A 17783-nucleotide genomic window follows, 5' to 3' on the forward strand; every position below is an offset into this window, starting at 1 on the left:
TTTGTTTTTTGCGCGACTGCGGATATGCTTGCCAACCCAATAATGAGCTGAGAGAACAAGATGACACGGGTAAGGCCGCGCTCACTGTTACAAGTCGTCCTGATGGGCTTCGTGCTGGTGCTGATGCCACTTGGCGGCATGATCTGGCATGACAGCCGCGCCCTCGAACACCTGAGTCAGCTCACCAGTGTTGAGATGGAGCGGGCTGTCCGCGATACCCGGCGCGCCACCTTGCTCACCAATCTGGCGGTCGATCTGGAGCGTACCCTGCGTCGCTATGCCGTGCTGGGGGACAGTCGCATCCTCGCCAGCTATCAGCAACAACTGACCCACTATCGTGAACTGCTTGCCGAACACCAGATCTCCATCCCCAATGCTCCCGTCTATGGCCAGCTGGGGGAACTGCTCGGCTGGCTCGACAGCCTGCAGGATCTGACCCGGGCCAAGGTGGAGTCGACCAGTATCCGCTTCGAGGAGCTCGACCAGGTCAGCACTGAGCTGGAGGTGACGACCCGCAGCCAGGTTGATGAGCATCTGCTCAGGGTGCGGCTCGCCATCGATGAGTTGATGAAGGAGATCTGGTGGGTCAGCGGCCTGGTCGCCTTATTGAGTCTTTTGTTGATCCTGCTGTTCACTTATCTGATCATTCACCCTGTCCGTCAGATAGAGTCGCGTATTCTCAGTCTTGGCGCCGGCATAGAGCCGGATAAGCAGCCGGTGGACGGCCCGGCCGAGCTGGTTGTCCTGGGGGAGCGCATCCTCTGGCTGCACGACAAATTGAAGGAGCTTGAGCAGCAGAAGTATCAGTTCCTGCGCCATGTTTCCCACGAACTCAAGACGCCACTGGCGGTATTGCGGGAGGGGGCGGATCTGCTCTCGGAGCAGCTGGTGGGACCGCTCAATCCGGATCAGCAGGAGATCTGCCAGATGCTGGAGCAGAACAGCCGCCGCCTGCAGACCCTGATTGAACGGCTGCTCGACTTCAACCGCTTGAGTCAGCAAGAGGAGTTCGAACGGGTGCCGGTGGCGCTCACGCCGCTGCTCACGGAGCTGTGTGCCGAGTACCGACTCGCCATCGAGTCCAAAGAGGTCAAGGTTCATCTGCCAGAGACGGATCTTGTCCTGCAAGCCGACCCTTACCGGCTGCGGCTGATCGTCGACAACCTCTTCTCCAACGCGGTCAGCTATGGCGCCCAGGGGGGGCAGATCTGGATCCGCTCCGGTCAGGCCGGGCAAGAGAGCTGGCTGGAGGTGGCCAATGAGGGCCACCCTATTCCTCAGGATGAGCGTGAACGCATTTTCGAACCCTTCGAGCAGGGCAGTATCGCTCGGCAGGGATTATTGAAAGGGTCTGGCATGGGGCTATCCATCGCCCGCGAGTCTGCCATCAGCCTCGGCGGCGAGCTGAGCCTGGTGGACGATGCCCAGGCCCCCGTCTGTTTCCGGTTGACGTTGAAGTGATACCTATGATCAAACCACTGATGTTTCCCGCCTTCCTGGCGACCATACTGACAGGCTGCGGTCTGTTGCCGCATCTGGAGCCCTCCTCGGTCACTGACACCGAGCTGGCACAGCGGATGGAATTTGCCAACAAAGAGATGCAGGTGCGCCTGCAGTATTCTGACTGGCTGTTGGCCAGCCAGCCCCAGCAGCGCGAACAAGAGCGCGATCGCCTGAAGGGCCAACCCGATCTGGAGAGCCGTGTCAGCCTGGCCATGGTCAACAGCCACCCGGCAGAATCGGTGGCGAGCCGTCGCGCCGGGCTCGATGCCCTCAAGGGGCTACAACCGGAGCTTGGCCTGGATGCCCAGGCCTTCCTGCGTAGCTGGATAGCCCTGGGGGAGCAGCTGCTGGAGCGGGACGGTCGGCGCGATAACCAGAGTCAGGAAGTGCAGCGACTCAAGCGTCAGATAGAGCAGTTGTCCGCCATCGATGAACAGCTCAACAAACGCAAGTATCAAGAGACGGACGGGACCCGGCCATGAGCCGCATCCTGCTGGTTGATGACGATAGCAGCCTGCTCAAGTTGATGAGTATGCGGCTGCGCAGTCAGGGCTATGAGGTGGATACCGCCGATAGCGCCGAGGCGGCCCTCGATCGGCTGCGTCAGCAACGGGCCGATCTGGTGCTGAGCGATCTGCGCATGGGGGGAATGGATGGCCTGGCGCTGTTCGAGAAGATCCAGACCCAGTGGCTCGGCATGCCCGTTATTATCATGACGGCCCATGGCACCATTCCCGATGCCATTCAGGCGACCCGCTCCGGGGTGTTCAGCTTCCTCACCAAACCCATCGACAAGGATGAGCTGCTGAGCACGATCGAGCATGCACTCAGCCTGACCCGGCCCAAGCAGAAGCGGGAGTGGCAGTCCCAGATCCTGACCCGCAATCCGCAGATGGAGCAGATCCTGATCCAGGCCAGCACCATCGCCACCATGGAGGTGCCCGTGCTGATCCTGGGTCCCTCAGGTTCCGGCAAGGGGTTGATGGCGCACACCCTGCATCAGGCCAGCGCCAGGCGCGAGCAGCCGCTCTATGCCATTAATTGCGCGGCCCTCTCCTGGGAGGCGCTGGATCAGGAGCTGTTCGGGGAGGATGGCCGCAGCGGCATATTCGCCCAGGCCAAGGGCGCGACCCTGTTTCTCGACGAGATAGGCAACCTGTCAGCCTCGCTGCAGGCCAAGCTGCTGCAAGTCTTGCAGGAGTACGGCCAGGGGACTGCCGAGGTGCGGGTATTGAGTGCCAGCCATCAGGATCTGGTGGCGGCGATGGATGAGGGGCGCTTTCGAGAGGATCTCTTCTATCGCCTCAACGTGGCAAATATCACCCTGCCCCCCCTGTGCGCCCGCAGTGAAGACATTCCCCTGCTGGCCCGTCAGGCCCTGGATGGTTACAAGGCCCGCCACCCCGACTGTTTGGCGATGGGCTTCTCCCCCGAGGCGCTGGCCATGCTGGCCAGTGCAGCCTGGCCTGGCAACGTGCGCCAGCTATCCAGCCTGGTGGAGCAGCTGGCGAGCCTGTGCAGCAGCCCGGTGATAGGTGTTGTCATGGTGGAGTCTGCCTTGAGCGGCAGCAGTGGCGGCATCCCCTCCTTCAACGAGGCGCGCGCCGAGTTCGAGAAGGAGTACCTGATCCGCCTGCTGCGCACCACAGAGGGAAACGTCACCCTGGCCGCCAACATGGCGGGCCGCAATCGCACCGACTTTTACAAACTGCTCAGTCGTCACGCCATCGAGGCGGCGAATTTCAAACCCAAGAGCTAGGGAGGGAGGTGACGTTGACCCGCAGTGGCGCGGGTCAGCCGGGTGATGGCACGCCGCTGGCAAGGGAGGTTCTTGCGCCGGCCGAGGGTGATTCGACGGGGAAATGAGGCGGATTCAGGCCGAGGAGCTCATCTTGTTGGTGCCCGGTTTTGCCATGGGGCGACTGCGGGCGGAGAGCCAGAGGCCGCTCGCCTTCATCAGGTAACCGAAGAGGGCACCGATGACGAGGGAGGGCAATATCAGCCGCCAGTCACCCGCGGCGCCAAAAGCGGCACAGCAACCGGCAAAGGTACCGGGTATGTAAGAGAGCCAGTGCTGCTTGGCTTGCATGCACATCAGGGTGGCGACCACCCCCGTCATCAGATAACCGGCCAGACCGGCTCCCCACCAGGACTCCCCATGGATCAGCAACAGGCCCCACAACATGCCGCTGGCATTGCAGAGCAGGGTCTGGCCCAGGGCCCGCAGGCCGCCCTTGGAGGCGAAGTAGCTGGTACAGCCGAGAAAACCGACCCAGGAAATCAAACCCAGCGCCACGGCCAACCAGCCCCAGAGGGCGGAGAGGATGCCCGTGGTAAGGGCAATGGCAATCAATGGAGACATGGCGACGACCCCTATCTTGGTGGAAAGGGCGCGAGGATACGCCTGCGCAAAGAAGCGGCAAGTTGGTGCTGAGGGAGCTGTGATCGCCATCACATTATGCCCGGCAGGAATACGCTTGCGCTCGCGAAAAGTTCACTGGCTGGCCTCGAGGGTGTGCACCATAGTTATGGGCCCCGTCGCCTTGAAGGAGTGAGTCTCATGCCGTCAAACGTCCTGGTTCCCCTGCTGATCTTCATCATGTTGTTTCTGGTTGGCACCATGTGCAAGGCGCTGCCTTACTACCAATAGCCTCGCGCAGTTTGACCCAGGCGGCCATTTCTTGACGGAAGATGAAATGGATCCTGATCCGGCGCGGTCTTATCAATAACACCATATTCTGTGCGGGAGCCCTTCATGCTGATCAAATCCACGTCTTCCCATCACCCGACCGAAAGTGACCTCACCCCCGAGTCCGTGTATCAGGATCGACGGCTTATTCTTAAAGGCTTGGGGCTAGGCGCAGCGGGCCTGGGTGCCAGCCTGGCTTTTCCCGCCCAGGCGAGCTTGCTCGATCTCTTCAAAGAGAAAGCGCCATCGATACCAGAAGGCAAGCCGCTCAAGGTGACGCCGGCCGCGCGCCCGGAAGGTCTGGTCTTGACGCCCTATGACAAGGCGACCACTCACAACAACTTCTATGAGCTGGGGACTGACAAAGGGGATCCGGCTCGCAATGCCCACTACCTCAAGCCGGAACCCTGGACGCTCAAGGTCGGTGGTGAGGTAGATAAGCCTTTCACCCTGGATGTCTGGGACATGATCAACAAGGGACCTCTCGAGGAGCGTATCTACCGGCTGCGCTGTGTCGAGGCCTGGTCCATGGTCTTGCCCTGGACTGGGATCTCTTTGGCCTCTCTCATCAAGCAGGCCGCCCCCAACAGCCGCGCCAAATTCGTCGCCTTCGAGACCCTTTATGATCCCAAGCAGCTGCCGGGGCAGGGCTCTTCGTTGGGGGGCGGCATCGATTATCCCTATGTGGAAGGGTTGCGCATCGATGAAGCCATGCACCCCCTCGCCTTCCTGGCAGTCGGCCTCTATGGCAAGACGCTGCCGGGCCAGAATGGTGCGCCCATTCGCCTGGTAGTGCCCTGGAAATACGGCTTCAAGAGCATCAAGAGCATCGTCTCCATCAAGCTGGTGGAGGAGATGCCGCCGACCACCTGGAACCTGCTGGCATCGAATGAATATGGCTTCTATGCCAACGTCAATCCTCAGGTCGATCACCCGCGCTGGAGCCAGGCCAGCGAGCGCTTCATCGGTGAGGGGGGCATCTTCGGTGCCAAGCGCCAGCCGACGCTGATGTTCAACGGCTATGGCGACGACGTTGCCAGCCTCTATCAGGGCATGGACCTGCGCAAATGGTACTGATCCCCGCAGTGTCGCAGGCAAAATGGCCGCACTCTTTCCATGATGGAGGTTTCTCCCTATGACCCTGAGGATCACCAATACCCAGGCAAACCGGCTGCGCTGGCTGGTGCACACAGCCGCGTTCGCCTTTCTGCTCTGGCTCGGTTATGCCGTACCTGCCGGCCTGCTCGGTGGCGATCCCGTGCAGGGGCTGACCCACTACTTGGGCAAAGGAGCCTTGCATCTGCTGTTGTTGACTCTGCTGGTGTCACCGCTCGCCAAACGCTTCCGGTTGGGGCAGCTGATGCGGTTGCGCCGTCCCCTCGGCCTCTGGTGCTTCACCTGGGCGTTGCTGCACTTCATGGTCTGGTTGGGACTGGATCTGCAGTTCGACTGGCGACTGATAGGGGGGGAACTGGTCAAGCGCAACTACATCGTGGTCGGGGCCATCGCTCTGCTGCTGTTGCTGCTGCTCAGCATCACCTCGATCCCGCGGTTGTTGCGCGCCATGGGGCCGAGCTGGCAGAGGCTGCATAACTGGATCTACGGGGTAGCCCTGCTGGTACCCGTGCACTACTGGTGGTCGGTCAAAAGCGGTTGGGTTGAGCCCGCCATCTATCTGCTGGTGGCGCTGGCGCTGCTCTGGCCTCGGCGAGACAAATTGCTCAAACCCTGGCGCTCCCGTCAGGCAGGCACTGGCCGGGCAGAGGGACGAGACAAGATGAATGCAAGAGAGGCCTGATGGCCTCTTTTCTGATGGTGGGACTCAGGAAAATGGTGTTGGGGGATTAATCCTGCTCCTGGCTGAGCAGTTTGCCGCTATGGGCATCCACCACCAGATGCACCCTGCGTTGATCCTTGTCCAGGGTATCGACCTCAAAACGGTCTGCATTGAGCTCGACTTCCCGGATATCGTGGTACCCTTGCGCCACTAGCAGCCGTATGAGTTCGGCCATGTCGAGCCGTGTTTGCGCCGCCCCCGCCCAGAGCGGAGACAGGCTGGCCAGCAGGCCGCAGATGGGCAGAACAGTGCGCGGGATCATATTCATTCCGGATTCATGGCTGGCAGACTATAACCGCAATTATGTTAGGTTTCTGGAGATGAATCACCCATGAATAGAGCCCTGGGTCTGCTTGCCCTGTTGCTGCCCCTGCTTGCCCATGGTGAGCCGAGCGAGGCACAGCTGCAGCAGGCGGTCAGCGAGGGACGGGTGAAACCCTTCCATGAGGTGATGGCTGCCGCGGCTCACTTGCCGGGGCGGGTATTGCGGGTTGATTTGACCGAGCAACAGGGCGTCTGGCTCTACGAACTCAAGCTGATCGACCATGAAAATAGCGTCATCAAGGTCGGCTATCGCGCCGATAATCTGGAAATGGTGTGGCTCAAGGGCCATCATCTCGAACATCTCTTTATTCCGCCGGCCCCTGCCGCCGAGTGATCTTGCCCTCTTTCACTGGACCCATTCATGCGCATTCTGATCGTTGAAGATGAAAAGACCCTGGCCAACCAGCTGGCTGAGCAACTGCGCCAGTCCGGCTTTGTCACCGACCTCTGCCATGATGGCAACGAGGCGGGCTTTCTCGGGGAGACCGAGCCCTATGACGCCATCATTCTGGATCTCGGTCTGCCGGGTCGTGATGGGTTGAGCATTCTCAAGGAGTGGCGCAGCAAAGAAGTGGTGACCCCGGTGCTGGTGCTGACCGCTCGCGGCCAGTTGCACGAGAAGATAGAAGGGCTCAACGCCGGGGCCGATGACTATCTCACCAAGCCCTTCCAGGTCGCCGAACTGGTGGCCAGGGTGCATGCCCTGGTGCGCCGCGCCGCGGGCAATGCCAGCTCCATCCTGGAGATCGGTGGCGTGCGTCTGGATATGGCCGCTTCACAGGTCTGGTATGAGGGCACGCCCATCAAGCTGACGGCCCATGAGTTCCGGGTGCTGGGTTATCTGATGCAGCATAAGGGCAAGGTGGTATCGCGCAGCGAGCTCATCGATCATATCTATGCTCAGGACTTTGACCGCGACTCCAATACGGTGGAGGTCTTCATCGGCCGCATTCGCAAGAAGACCCATGCCGACTTGATTGAGACGGTGCGCGGTCTCGGTTACCGGATCAACGAATGATGCCGAGCGGGGTTCTCTCTTCACGGCCGCGTTTCTTCACCAGATGGGAGAGGGGATGAGTCTGGTGCGTACCCTGCGGGGCAGATTGGTGGTCATCGCCCTCATCTGGTGCGGGCTCTTCCTCTCGGCCACCGGCTTTAGCCTGCAGACCATGATGCGCAACTATTGGCAGGAGGCCGAGGCCGACAGCCTGAGGTTGCAACTCTACGATCTGCTGGCACGGATTGAGGTGCAGCAGGGAGGGTTGCCTGCCGTCACCGAACCCATGGCGGATCCCCGCTACCGGCAGCCTTATTCCGGCTACTACTGGCAGCTGGAGCTGGGGGAGCAGATCGTCAGCCGCTCCCGCTCGCTCTGGGATGCCAACCTCAAGAGCCACCACCTCAAGTCTGCTTTTGGCGATCCGGATCTCTTTGTTGGAAAGGGCCCCAATCAGGAACCTTTGCTGATCATGACCCGCAACGTGCTGCTGCCAGGCTCCGACAAGGTGTTCACCCTGGTGATGGCCAAGGACAGTACGGCCCTGACCCAGACGCTGCACAAGACTCGTATCGGCCTGTTTCTCGGTCTGGGGTTTGCCGCTGCCGGGCTGCTGCTCGGCTTTGCCTTCCAGATAGTTTACGGTCTGCGCCCGCTGCACTTGCTGCGCCGCGAGCTGGTGCGGGTGCATCAGGGCCATCAGGAGGGGTTCAGGCAGCGTTATCCCCTGGAGATCCAGCCCCTGGTCGAGGACATCAACCGCTTGCTGCATCACTATGGTGAACTGCTGCAGCGTGCCAGGGCCCATACGGGCAACCTGGCCCACGCCCTCAAGACGCCGCTCAGCATCATGCGCAATCAGCTCTCCCAGTTGCCGCCAGAGGAGCAAGGGGGCATTCAGGAGCAGCTCGATCAGATCCAGCGCCATATCGACTATCACCTCGGCAAGGCGCGGGTGACCGGGGCGTCCAAGGTGCTGGGAGTCTCGACCCCGGTGCGTGCCCGGGTGGAATATATCTGCCGCGCCTTCTCTCGCCTCTATCCGGGGCGCACCCTGGATCTGCAGGTGCCTGCCAATTTGGCGGTGGGAGTGGAAGAGCAGGATTTCGATGAGATGGTCGGCAACTTGTTGGAGAATGCCTACAAGTGGTCGGCGGGGCAGTTGCGGGTCTCCAGCGCCGAGCTGGGGGGTTGGATCAGCCTGCGCATCGAGGACGACGGCCCCGGCATGACAGAAGATCAGATAACCCGCGCCGTGCTGCGCGGAGTGCGGCTGGACGAGAAGGTGCCCGGCTCCGGGCTCGGCCTCAATATAGTGTCCGATCTGGCTGAGGCCTATCGTGGCAGCCTCATCATGGGCCGTGCCGAGCTGGGGGGGCTGGCGGCTTCCCTCTCGCTGCCCAAGGTGGCACGGGTCGACGGTTAGTCACCTCCCCCCTGACACATCACGGGTTCACCCCCTTTATCCATGCCCGAAGCGGGCCCTGTCAGCCTGAGTGGCGAGGGGACCGGGTCGGGTTTACCATGTGGCATCTGTGAATGCCTGAGGAAGAGATTCATGACCGACGATCCATGGGCACTGTGCCATCTTGATGATTCGTTCGATGCCTCGTTGCTGGGCCGGAAGGGAGCCCAGATCCAGTGGTTTGAAGATCGAGGCCACCTGATCGAGTTCCTGCTGGAGGACTTTATCGACCTGCTGGCCGATGCGGGCGAGCTGGAGGAGGATCAGACCGAGAGCGCCCGCGAGCGCTTCACCCTGCTGGTGGAGCAGAACCCGGATAACCGGAGTCTGATCGATGCCATCAACGATCTGGCCAGCGGCCTGCGCCGCATCGCCTGGCTGGGGCCACTCTCCGAGCTGGCCGAGATCAGCGATGACTTTGCCAGCGGGCTGCGCGCCTACTTCTGGACCCAGTATGATGGTGACGAAGATGACCCCGAAGCCTGGGTACCGGAAGAGCTCTGGCCCCAGCTAGTAGAGTGCGCGGAAGAGTACATGGTGGAAGGGGATTTCTAAGTTATCCTGCCAGCACTTCGGGTCACCGTCAGCGAGTTGAGAGGGGCTGCCGCGTGTCACGATTCACAATAGAAAACGGCGCCTTGATGGCGCCGTTTGTGTTGGTAGATCAAGTCAGCACTCAGGCGTTGGCTGGCACGGCATGGGCGGTATTGGCTGGTGCGGTGCCGACAAACTTCTCTATCTGCAATTGAGCCATATGACCACAGTTGCCCTGGGCCAGGCTCGACGATCCTTCATCGAAGGTGAGGCAGTTGACGTTGCCGTTCTTGCACAGGGCGCCAGCCTTGCCAGGCTCGGCCGGATCGAACCAGGCCCCTTCACAGATGCGTACCACCCCGGGTCGTACGTCCTTGGAGAGCAGGGCACCCACCAGGATCTGACCACGACCGTTGAAGGCGCGGACCAGGTCGCCATCCGCGATACCCCGGGCCTTGGCATCGTCCGGATGTATCATGATGGCCTCCCGATCGGCCACCGCGAACTTCTCGCGCAGCGGTGTGTTGTCGAGCTGGGAGTGCAGACGCTGAGTCGGGTGCGAGGTGTTGAGCGACAGCGGGTATTGAGCTGCTGTCGTGCCTTGCTTCCACTCCTTGGGCTCGAACCACTTGGGATGACCCGCACAGTCCGCATAGCCCATCTTGTCGATGGTATTGGAGAAGATCTCTATCTTGCCTGACGGGGTGCCGAGGGGGTTGAGCAACGGGTTCTCGCGAAAATCGGCATGGCGGATCCACTGCTTGTTCGCCTCGGGGATGGGGAAGCGTACATAGTTGTTCGACTCCCAAAACATGCTGAAGGGTGGCAGTGCCACCTTGGCACCCCGGGCCTGGGCGGCCATGGCGTCATACATCTGCTTGAGCCAGAGGGTTTCGTCCTTGCCCTCGGTATAGGCTTCTTCCAGCCCCAGCTTGGCGGCAACGGCCCGGAAGATGTCGAAGTCGTTGCGCGACTCGTGCTGAGGCGGCACGCACTGGTGCATGGGGAAGACATAACGCTGGGAGTAGTCGCCTCCCATTTCCAGATCGTTGCGCTCATAGCTGGTGGTGACCGGCAGCACTATGTCGGCGTGCTTGGCGGTCGCTGTCCAGTAAGGTTCATGCACTATCACCGTCTGGGGTTTGCGCCATGCCTGCAGCAGGTTGTTGGTGTCCTGGTGGTGGTGGAAGGGGTTGCCACCGGCCACATAGACCAACTTGACGTCCGGGTAGGTGACCTTGCGACCGTTGAAATCGATGGTTTTACCCGGGTTGGCAAGGCAGTCGGCGATGCGGGCCACCGGGATGGGCGCGGGGCTGTTCTTGGGGGCTTCTCCGGCGGATATGCCGGACAGTATGCCGCCCTTGGCGGTCGGGCTGCCCCCCGAGGAGTAGTGATAGCTGAAACCATACCCGCCACCGGGCAAGCCAATCTGGCCCAGCATGGCGGCTAGCGTGACCAGCATCCAGTTTGGCTGTTCGCCATGGTGCTGACGCTGCATGCCCCAGCCCGCCATGATCATGGTGCGCTTGGATGCCATGTCCAGGGCAAGCTGTGTGATCTGCTTGGCATCGACCCCGCAGATAGCCGCCGCCCACTCGGCGCTCTTGGGCTGGCCATCCGTCTTGCCAAGCAGGTAGTCGAGGAACTTGTCGAAGCCACTGCTGTAGCGATCGAGGAAGGCCTGATCGTGCTTCTTGGCGCTGTACAGGCTATGGGCCACCCCCAGCATCATGGCGACATCTGTGTAGGCATTGGGGGCCAGCCACTCGGCGCCGAGCAGCTTGGCGGTCTCGTTGTAGACGGGATCGATGGTGATGACCCGGGTGCCCTTCTCCTTGAGTGCCTTGAAGCCAGCCTGGCCTTCGTGATCCGGCATGTTCCAGCTGTTCTTCAGGGTGACCTGGGCATTGACCCCCCAGAGCACTACCAGCTCGGCATGCTCGACCACATTGGGCCAGGCAGTCTGTTGCTCGTACACCTCGATGGAGCCCATCACATGGGACATGATCACCTGGGCCGCCCCGGTGGAGTAGTCACCCGCGTAGCCGGTGAAGCCACCGGAGAGGTTCATCAGCCGGTGCAGCAGAGTGCGGCTGTTGTGGAACAGGCCCACACTCTTCCAGCCGTAGGAGCCGGCGTGGATGGCCTGGGGGCCGAATTCGCTCTGCACCCGCTTGATCTCGCCCGCGACCAGTTCGATGGCCTTATCCCAGCTCACCTTGACCCATTCATCGGCACCGCGCAGCTCGGGGCTGGCGCCGGGACCATGTTCCAGCCAGCTCTTGCGGACCATGGGGGACTTGATGCGGTTCTTGGCATGAACCTGATAGGGGGCCATGTCGATCAGCTCGTTCGGGGCCGGATCATCGGGCACCGGCTGAACCCTGACCATGCGGCCATCTTCGACGATGGCTTCGAAGGCACCCCAGTGGGCCCCGGTCAAGATGCCTTTCTGGGCCGGGACCAGGGTGGTGAACTGATCGAGCGCCGTGCTGATGGCACTGGCCAGTGCCGTCTTGGGAAAGAGACCGCCGAGCAGGGGCAGGGCGGCACAGGCCCCCAGGCCCTTGAGCAGGCGGCGGCGGGACAGGTTGGCGGTTGTATCGTTGAAAAGAGTCATAACAATTCCTTAGTGTCCTGCCTTAGAGGGCCGAATTCATGTCACTGGCATGTTTTTGCACGTATTGGGTCAACATGCGCGCCTGCTCGGGAGTGAGGGAGGTGCGGGGCTCCATGCCCTTGATGACGCCTATCCACTGGTTCGCATTGAAGTGATCCAGGGCGGTCAGGCCGTGGCAGCCGGTGCAGTTGGCGGACATCAGGGAGGAGGCGTACTGCCACAACTTGTCTTGATCGCCGATGAGCTGGCTCTGGTCAACCCAGGCGGTCAGCTTGACCTGGTGCCAGGTAAGATTGGTGCTGGCATCGGTCTCACTCTTTCCTGTGACCAGCTGTTGCTTGGCCTCATCACCGAGCAGGGCACTCAGGATGCGCTTGCCGGGAGCGGCGTAGAAGACGTCGGCGACGCCATCTTGCTGCCAGCCGGCGATCTCGACCTGGGCGCGGCCGTTGTCACTGCCGAGGATCTGCACCTGGGTCGAAGGCATCAAGTTGCCCTGATTGGCATCGCTCTTGGCATCCATGAACAGTGGCGTGGTCGCGATGGCGTAGCGGGTGGTGACATCAGCGGGAGTCTTGGCGGCAGCCTGAGCCAGTTCGCTCGCTCCGGCGGCGGCCAGACCGCTCATGTCCGGCATGATGTGAGCCACGCCCCTGTGACAATCGATGCAGGTCTGCCCCTCCTTGATGGCGACCGGGTGTTCGGCACGGGCGTTGGGGCGCTGGGCCAGGATGTCCATGGCCTCATAACTGTGGCAGCTGCGGCAGGTGGCCGAGTCGTTGGCCTTGAGTTCATCCCAGACGTGTTGAGCCATCAACAGCTTGCGTTCCTGATACTTTTCCGGGGTATCCAGGGTGCCGATCGCCTCGTGGTAAATGTCCTTCACGGCGCGGATCTTGGTCCACAGATAAGAGGTAGGATCCCCCGGGATATGGCAATCCGCACACTCGGCGCGTATGCCCTTGCTGTTCTGGAAGTGGACGCTGCCCTGATACTCGGCCAGCGGCGTCTGCATCGAATGGCAGGAGACGCAGAATTCGGTCGAGCTGGTCTTGTGCAGTATGGTGGCGGTGACGCCCAGTGCCGCGACGCCCAGCAAGGCCCCGAGCAGCAGGAGCCAGAACCAGGTTTTCTTGAGAAGAGATCCAAGCATGGTGGCAGTTCCTAGGTTATTAATACCCATATGGTAGTAGTTTGGCCGATGTCAAAGCTTGACACCCATCATTGCAAAATCCAAAAAGTCGTTATTTTTCTGTTTCTTAATTCATAGCATAAAAGATTTTTGAATATTTATCACAAATGAGTCCTGCTTTCCCTTCGCCTATCTGGACTCTGCGGCAAAGACTGCCAAATGGGGGACAACAGCCGCTGAGGCGCCGTATAGGCCAAGCACGGTCATTAGCAGCCTAGTTCAGGGAGGGAGGAACTTCTGCTGGAGGAGGCGCGTCAAGGTTCGGCTCGGCCGCTCTGGCTGGACTTGGGCTTTGCCGTTTGGCTGGGTATACTGGCTACATATACAGTATTCAGGGCGTCAGCCATGCGACTCTTCATCGCGGAAAAACCCAGTCTGGGACGAGCCATCGCCGATGTGCTGCCCAAGCCTCACATCAAGGGGGATGGATTCATAGAGACAGCCCAGGGGGATGTGGTGACCTGGTGCATCGGCCATCTGCTGGAGCAGGCGGAGCCCGATGCCTATGACGCCGCTTACAAACAGTGGCGTATGGAGCCTTTGCCCATCATCCCCGAGCAGTGGCAGCTGGTGGCCAAGCCCAAGACCCGTAGCCAGCTCACTGCCATCAAGGGCCTGATCAAGCGAGCCGACTGTGTGGTCAATGCCGGTGACCCGGACCGGGAAGGGCAGTTGCTGGTGGATGAGGTGATAGCTCACCTTGGCTATCCCAAGCACAAACCCGTGCAGCGTTGTCTCATCAGCGATCTCAATCCACCAGCCGTGCGCCGTGCCCTGGAAACCCTGCGCGATAACAAGGAGTTCGTGCCGCTGGCCGTCTCTGCCCTGGCGCGCAGCCGCGCCGACTGGCTCTATGGTATCAACATGACCCGCGCCTATACCCTGCTTGGTCGCAAGGCCGGTTGCAGCGCCCTGTTGTCGGTTGGCCGGGTGCAGACCCCCTTGCTGGGGCTGGTGGTGCGCCGGGACCTGGAGATAGATGCCTTCGTCCCTAAACCCTTCTTCGAGGTGTTGGCGCACCTGATGACGCAGAGTCGTGACAGTTTTACGGCCAAGTGGCTGCCGTCCGAGGCCTGCCAGCCCTGGCAAGATGAAGAGGGCAGGGTATTGAAGCGCTCCCTGGCGGAAAACGTGGTGCGACGGATTGAAGGCAAACCTGCCTTGGTCGAGGAGGTGGAAGAGCAGGCCCGCAAGCAGGCGCCACCACTGCCTTACAACCTCTCCAGCCTGCAGATCGATGCCGCCAAGCGTTTTGGCATGGACGCCAAGCGGGTGCTCGACATCTGCCAGAGTCTGTACGAGCGACACAAACTCATCACCTATCCCAGATCTGACAGCCGTCATCTGCCTACCGAGCACTACGACAGGGCCGGCCGGGTGCGGGAGGCCATTGCCGCGACGGCGCCGCCCCTGGCGGGCGCCGTCGCACAGGCGAAGGGAAGCCTGCGCAGCAAGGCCTGGAATGATGCCAAGGTCGATGCCCATCACGCCATCATTCCGACCGAGAAACGAGGCAACGCCGGCACACTGTCGGCGGATGAGAACAAGATCTACGCCCTGGTGGCGCGCCAGTATCTGCTGCAGTTCTATCCGCCGTTTGAGTACAACGACAGCCGGGTGTTGCTGCGCATCGAAGGTGGCCTCTTCCAGGCCAAGGCCAGACGCATTCTGAAGGCTGGCTGGAAGGCGCTGCTCGGGGTTGAAGAGGATGATGAGGAAGAGGTGGGCACGCTGCCAGCCCTGCGCCAGGGAGAAACGCTGCACTGTGAGCGAGGCGAACTGCTGGAGAAGATGACTCAGGCACCCAAGGCGTTCACCGATGCCAGTTTGCTTGCCGCCATGACCGGCATCGCCCGTTACGTGCAGGATCCCAACATTCGCAAGACCCTGCGGGACACCGATGGCTTGGGTACGGAGGCAACCCGGGCAGGCATCATCGATCTGCTGTTCAAGCGCCAGTTTCTGCATCGCCTGGGCAAGAGTATCAAGGCGACCGCTACTGGCCGGGCCCTGGTGCAGGCGCTGCCGGATAGTGCGACTACCCCTGACATGACGGCGCTCTGGGAGCAGAGCCTGAGTCAGATCGCCGAACGCCATGGCAGCTATCAGCAGTTTATGGATCCGTTGACGGCGCAGTTGCATCAGCTGATCGACGGTGCCCGCCACAACACCGGCGCCGATTTTAGCGCCCTGCCTCAGGAGAGTGCGGGACGCACTCCCTTCCCCCGCCGCAAGGGTGGCGCCGGGCGAAAGTCCGCAGCCAAGCCGGGGACGGCGGCCAAGTCGTCGAATAGCAGCGCCCCTCGCAAGGCGGCCAAGGCAAAGGTGGGCTGAGGGCCAAGCTGGGATGACGAGTCGTTAGATGAAAGGGGCCCTCGGGCCCCTTCGTGATATCAGTTCTCAATATCCCAGGCACACATCGGCCACATTAGCCGGTATGTACGTTCTCTTCCGGGTATTTGATGCGGGTCTCGCTCGGCCTGGCCAGCATGACGGCCAGGGTCAGGGGGCCCAAACGGCCGCATATCATCACCATCACCAGGATAAGCTTGCCCGGCTCGCTGAGCTGGGCCGTGATCCCGGTGCTGAGCCCCACGGTGGCAAAGGCGGAGATGGTCTCGAACATGATGCGATCGAAGGGAAGGTCTTCGGTGATCATCAGCAGGAACATGGCCAGCATCAGTACCATCACACTGACGATGATGATGGCCAGGGATCGGGTCACGACGTGGGGCGCTATGGTGCGGCCAAAGGCGGTGATGTGGGGACGCTTGGTGAGGAAGGCGCGAGTGGCCAATATCACCACGGCGAAGGTGGTGACCTTGATACCGCCCCCGGTGGAGGTGGTGCCTGCGCCGATAAACATCAGCATCATCATGAACAGCAGGGAGGCTGAGGTGAAGTGGCCCAGATCCAGGGTATTGAAACCGGCGGTACGGGCGGTGGCGGACTGGAAGAAGGCGGCCAGCCACTGGTTGCCCAGGCTAAGACCGCCCAGGGTGGCCGGGTTGCCTCGCTCCAGCAGCCAGAACATCAGGGTCCCGATCAACAGCAGGACGGGGGTCATCACCAGCATCAGCTTGCTGTGCAGTTTGAGTCTGCGCAGCCGGCGGGTACGCACCAGATCCATGATGACGGTGAAGCCGATGCCACCCAGGATCAGCAGGGCGCAGACGGTCAGACTGATCAGAGGATCGTCTCGGTAGTCCATGAGGTTGTTAGCAAACAGCGAGAAACCCGCATTGTTAAAGGCCGAGGCGGCATGGAAAAAACTGACATAAAGACCGTGGGCCCAGCCCATCTCAGGCACCCAGCGAAAGGCCATGATGGCGGTGCCGATCAGCTGGGCAAGGAAGGCAAAGAGAATGATCCGTTTGACCAGCCGCACTATGTTGATTGACCCTCCCTGGCCGAGAGCCTCCTTGGCGAGCACTTGCTGGCGAAGGCCGACGCGCTTGCTGAGCAGGGCCAGCAGCAGCACCGTCATGGTCATCTGTCCCAGCCCGCCGATCTCCATCAGCACCAGCAGGAAGAGCTGGCCCTGCAGGGTGAAGGCACTGCCGGTATCGACCACCCCCAACCCGGTCACGCTGATGGCCGATGTCGCGGTAAAGAGGGCATTGATGAAGGTGACTTCGCCTTTGTGGCTGGAAGGTTGTACTAGAAACAGCGTCCCTATCAGTAATATGATCAGGAAGCTGCCGAGGATGAGCTTGGGTTCGTTCCAGCGGGACTCGGTATCCGGGCGTATGGCAAAGGTGTAGGTGTCGCGCCAGAGAGAGCTCATTGCTTGTCCAGCCAGCGGTCGATGGCGTGCTTGTTGCCAGCCAGGATCAGAATATCGCCGAGGGCCAGTGTCATGGTGCCGGTCAGCACGTTATGGAGCACCTGGCCCCGCTTGATGGCCAGCAGTTGGAATTCGGTCTGCTGCAGCAGATCGAGATTGGCCAGGGTGCGATCGTTGAGCTGCAGGCCAATCACGAACTCGGTCAGCACCATGTCGTGGCCCAGCTCCAGATAATCGACCAGCCGGGTATCAAACATGCTCTGGGCAATGCGGCGGCCCATGTCCCACTCGGGGTTGATCACCTTGTCGGCGCCCACTTTCTTGAGGATCTTGGCGTGGAACTTGTCGCGGGCCTTGACCCACACCTTCTTCACGCCGGCCTCTTTGAGGACGAGGGTGGTGAGAATGCTGGTCTCCAGGCTGTCACCTATGGCGACGAAGACGATGTCGTATTCGGCCAGACCCAGCTCGGCGACGGTATTCTCGTCGGTGGCGTCTGCCACTATCACATGGCTGCAGAAGGTGGCGACCTGACGGGTTCTCACCTCGTCAATGTCGATGGCCAGCACCTCGGCATCCTGGCGTTCCAGCTCTTCACACAGCGCCGTGCCAAACAGCCCCAGGCCGATGACGGCAAATTGGTTATTCATGAGTACTTCCTCAGGAGAGCGATTTGCCTACTCTAAACCAGCCGAGTGAGTCCGCAAAGAGGGGCATTATTCATCGAGAACCGGGATCCGGGGGCTTTTATGGGTCGCCATGGGTGAGGGGATCTCTCGTCATCTATCGAATTGAAGGGGGTTTGAGGGCCAGCCATTGCCGGGGAATAGGG

Annotated in this window: 16 protein-coding genes; 10 read left to right on the forward strand and 6 right to left on the reverse strand. The window is 61.1% G+C overall.

Translation table 11 applies throughout. The annotated features are described in order from the left end of the window. Positions 1–60: 60 nt before the first annotated feature. From BN1130_RS01935 to BN1130_RS01945, 3 genes are read left to right on the forward strand one after another with little or no spacing between them, the layout of a single operon-like run. The gene (locus BN1130_RS01935; protein ID WP_042039931.1) at positions 61–1461 is read left to right on the forward strand and encodes a sensor histidine kinase; all 1401 of its coding nucleotides are present in this window, start codon (positions 61–63) and stop codon (positions 1459–1461) included. A 5-nt stretch (positions 1462–1466) separates the two neighbouring features. Continuing rightward, on the forward strand, positions 1467–1985 hold the full coding sequence (locus BN1130_RS01940; protein WP_198135211.1) for a hypothetical protein: 519 nt from the start codon (positions 1467–1469) through the stop codon (positions 1983–1985). Further along, positions 1982–3262 carry a sigma 54-interacting transcriptional regulator gene (locus BN1130_RS01945; RefSeq protein ID WP_042039932.1) on the forward strand — a complete coding sequence of 427 codons (1281 nt, stop codon included), beginning with the start codon at positions 1982–1984 and terminating at the stop codon, positions 3260–3262. Before BN1130_RS01940 ends, BN1130_RS01945 begins: the two co-directional genes overlap by 4 nt. A 114-nt stretch (positions 3263–3376) precedes the next feature. Here BN1130_RS01945 and BN1130_RS01950 read toward each other — a convergent pair whose 3' ends face one another. Then, positions 3377–3865, reverse strand: a complete 489-nt coding sequence (locus tag BN1130_RS01950; protein WP_042039933.1) for a DUF1097 domain-containing protein — start codon at positions 3863–3865, stop codon at positions 3377–3379. 393 nt (positions 3866–4258) lie between these two features. Between BN1130_RS01950 and msrP the strand changes: the two genes are divergently transcribed. Together msrP and msrQ are read left to right on the forward strand one after the other, a co-directional pair. Further along, positions 4259–5269 carry a protein-methionine-sulfoxide reductase catalytic subunit MsrP gene (gene msrP / locus BN1130_RS01955; protein ID WP_042039934.1) on the forward strand — a complete coding sequence of 337 codons (1011 nt, stop codon included), beginning with the start codon at positions 4259–4261 and terminating at the stop codon, positions 5267–5269. Positions 5270–5327: 58 nt separating this feature from the next. Further along, entirely contained in the window at positions 5328–5990 is a 663-nt protein-coding gene (msrQ, locus tag BN1130_RS01960) for a protein-methionine-sulfoxide reductase heme-binding subunit MsrQ (protein ID WP_042039935.1), read from the forward strand. Between the two features lie 46 nt (positions 5991–6036). Here msrQ and BN1130_RS01965 read toward each other — a convergent pair whose 3' ends face one another. Further along, on the reverse strand, positions 6037–6297 hold the full coding sequence (locus BN1130_RS01965) for a PepSY domain-containing protein (RefSeq protein WP_042039936.1): 261 nt from the start codon (positions 6295–6297) through the stop codon (positions 6037–6039). Between the two features lie 63 nt (positions 6298–6360). Here BN1130_RS01965 and BN1130_RS01970 point away from each other — a divergent pair, with 63 nt between their 5' ends. The 4 genes from BN1130_RS01970 (at position 6361) to BN1130_RS01985 (ending at position 9370) form a co-directional block, all read left to right on the forward strand. Continuing rightward, entirely contained in the window at positions 6361–6687 is a 327-nt protein-coding gene (locus BN1130_RS01970; protein WP_042039937.1) for a PepSY domain-containing protein, read from the forward strand. 27 nt (positions 6688–6714) lie between these two features. Further along, positions 6715–7371, forward strand: coding sequence for an AHA_4052 family stress response regulator transcription factor (locus BN1130_RS01975; protein WP_005897690.1), 657 nt, complete (start codon positions 6715–6717; stop codon positions 7369–7371). A 55-nt stretch (positions 7372–7426) separates the two neighbouring features. Continuing rightward, positions 7427–8776 (forward strand): sensor histidine kinase, encoded by a 1350-nt coding sequence (locus BN1130_RS01980; RefSeq protein WP_042039938.1) that lies wholly within the window; start codon positions 7427–7429, stop codon positions 8774–8776. A 132-nt stretch (positions 8777–8908) separates the two neighbouring features. After that, positions 8909–9370, forward strand: coding sequence for a hypothetical protein (locus tag BN1130_RS01985; protein WP_042039939.1), 462 nt, complete (start codon positions 8909–8911; stop codon positions 9368–9370). A gap of 121 nt (positions 9371–9491) precedes the next feature. On the opposite strand, the gene torA is transcribed toward BN1130_RS01985, so the two are convergent. Beyond that, positions 9492–11972: a trimethylamine-N-oxide reductase TorA gene (torA, locus tag BN1130_RS01990; RefSeq protein ID WP_042039940.1), complete on the reverse strand. Its 2481-nt coding sequence runs from the start codon at positions 11970–11972 to the stop codon at positions 9492–9494. Positions 11973–11994: 22 nt separating this feature from the next. Then, positions 11995–13125: a NapC/NirT family cytochrome c gene (locus tag BN1130_RS01995; protein WP_042039941.1), complete on the reverse strand. Its 1131-nt coding sequence runs from the start codon at positions 13123–13125 to the stop codon at positions 11995–11997. A 384-nt stretch (positions 13126–13509) separates the two neighbouring features. Between BN1130_RS01995 and BN1130_RS02000 the strand changes: the two genes are divergently transcribed. Next, complete coding sequence (locus tag BN1130_RS02000; protein ID WP_042039942.1) at positions 13510–15498, forward strand: DNA topoisomerase III; 1989 nt, start codon at positions 13510–13512, stop codon at positions 15496–15498. Between the two features lie 94 nt (positions 15499–15592). On the opposite strand, the gene BN1130_RS02005 is transcribed toward BN1130_RS02000, so the two are convergent. Together BN1130_RS02005 and BN1130_RS02010 are read right to left on the reverse strand one after the other, a co-directional pair. Continuing rightward, the gene (locus tag BN1130_RS02005; protein WP_042039943.1) at positions 15593–16951 is read right to left on the reverse strand and encodes a TrkH family potassium uptake protein; all 1359 of its coding nucleotides are present in this window, start codon (positions 16949–16951) and stop codon (positions 15593–15595) included. After that, positions 16948–17601, reverse strand: a complete 654-nt coding sequence (locus BN1130_RS02010; RefSeq protein ID WP_042039944.1) for a potassium channel family protein — start codon at positions 17599–17601, stop codon at positions 16948–16950. Before BN1130_RS02010 ends, BN1130_RS02005 begins: the two co-directional genes overlap by 4 nt. Positions 17602–17783 lie beyond the last annotated feature (182 nt).

Origin of the sequence: Aeromonas rivuli, from assembly GCF_000820045.1 — a bacterium.
Taxonomy (GTDB): Bacteria; Pseudomonadota; Gammaproteobacteria; order Enterobacterales; family Aeromonadaceae; genus Aeromonas; species Aeromonas rivuli.

Excerpts from the sequence above, each read along its gene's own strand:
- BN1130_RS01935 (WP_042039931.1), top strand. The coding sequence starts at position 61 with ATGACACGGGTAAGGCCGCGCTCACTGTTACAAGTCGTCCTGATGGGC.
- BN1130_RS01940 (WP_198135211.1), top strand. The coding sequence starts at position 1,467 with ATGATCAAACCACTGATGTTTCCCGCCTTCCTGGCGACCATACTGACA.
- BN1130_RS01945 (WP_042039932.1), top strand. The coding sequence starts at position 1,982 with ATGAGCCGCATCCTGCTGGTTGATGACGATAGCAGCCTGCTCAAGTTG.
- BN1130_RS01950 (WP_042039933.1), bottom strand. The coding sequence starts at position 3,865 with ATGTCTCCATTGATTGCCATTGCCCTTACCACGGGCATCCTCTCCGCC.
- msrP (WP_042039934.1), top strand. The coding sequence starts at position 4,259 with ATGCTGATCAAATCCACGTCTTCCCATCACCCGACCGAAAGTGACCTC.
- msrQ (WP_042039935.1), top strand. The coding sequence starts at position 5,328 with ATGACCCTGAGGATCACCAATACCCAGGCAAACCGGCTGCGCTGGCTG.
- BN1130_RS01965 (WP_042039936.1), bottom strand. The coding sequence starts at position 6,297 with ATGAATATGATCCCGCGCACTGTTCTGCCCATCTGCGGCCTGCTGGCC.
- BN1130_RS01970 (WP_042039937.1), top strand. The coding sequence starts at position 6,361 with ATGAATAGAGCCCTGGGTCTGCTTGCCCTGTTGCTGCCCCTGCTTGCC.
- BN1130_RS01975 (WP_005897690.1), top strand. The coding sequence starts at position 6,715 with ATGCGCATTCTGATCGTTGAAGATGAAAAGACCCTGGCCAACCAGCTG.
- BN1130_RS01980 (WP_042039938.1), top strand. The coding sequence starts at position 7,427 with ATGAGTCTGGTGCGTACCCTGCGGGGCAGATTGGTGGTCATCGCCCTC.
- BN1130_RS01985 (WP_042039939.1), top strand. The coding sequence starts at position 8,909 with ATGACCGACGATCCATGGGCACTGTGCCATCTTGATGATTCGTTCGAT.
- torA (WP_042039940.1), bottom strand. The coding sequence starts at position 11,972 with ATGACTCTTTTCAACGATACAACCGCCAACCTGTCCCGCCGCCGCCTG.
- BN1130_RS01995 (WP_042039941.1), bottom strand. The coding sequence starts at position 13,125 with ATGCTTGGATCTCTTCTCAAGAAAACCTGGTTCTGGCTCCTGCTGCTC.
- BN1130_RS02000 (WP_042039942.1), top strand. The coding sequence starts at position 13,510 with ATGCGACTCTTCATCGCGGAAAAACCCAGTCTGGGACGAGCCATCGCC.
- BN1130_RS02005 (WP_042039943.1), bottom strand. The coding sequence starts at position 16,951 with ATGAGCTCTCTCTGGCGCGACACCTACACCTTTGCCATACGCCCGGAT.
- BN1130_RS02010 (WP_042039944.1), bottom strand. The coding sequence starts at position 17,601 with ATGAATAACCAATTTGCCGTCATCGGCCTGGGGCTGTTTGGCACGGCG.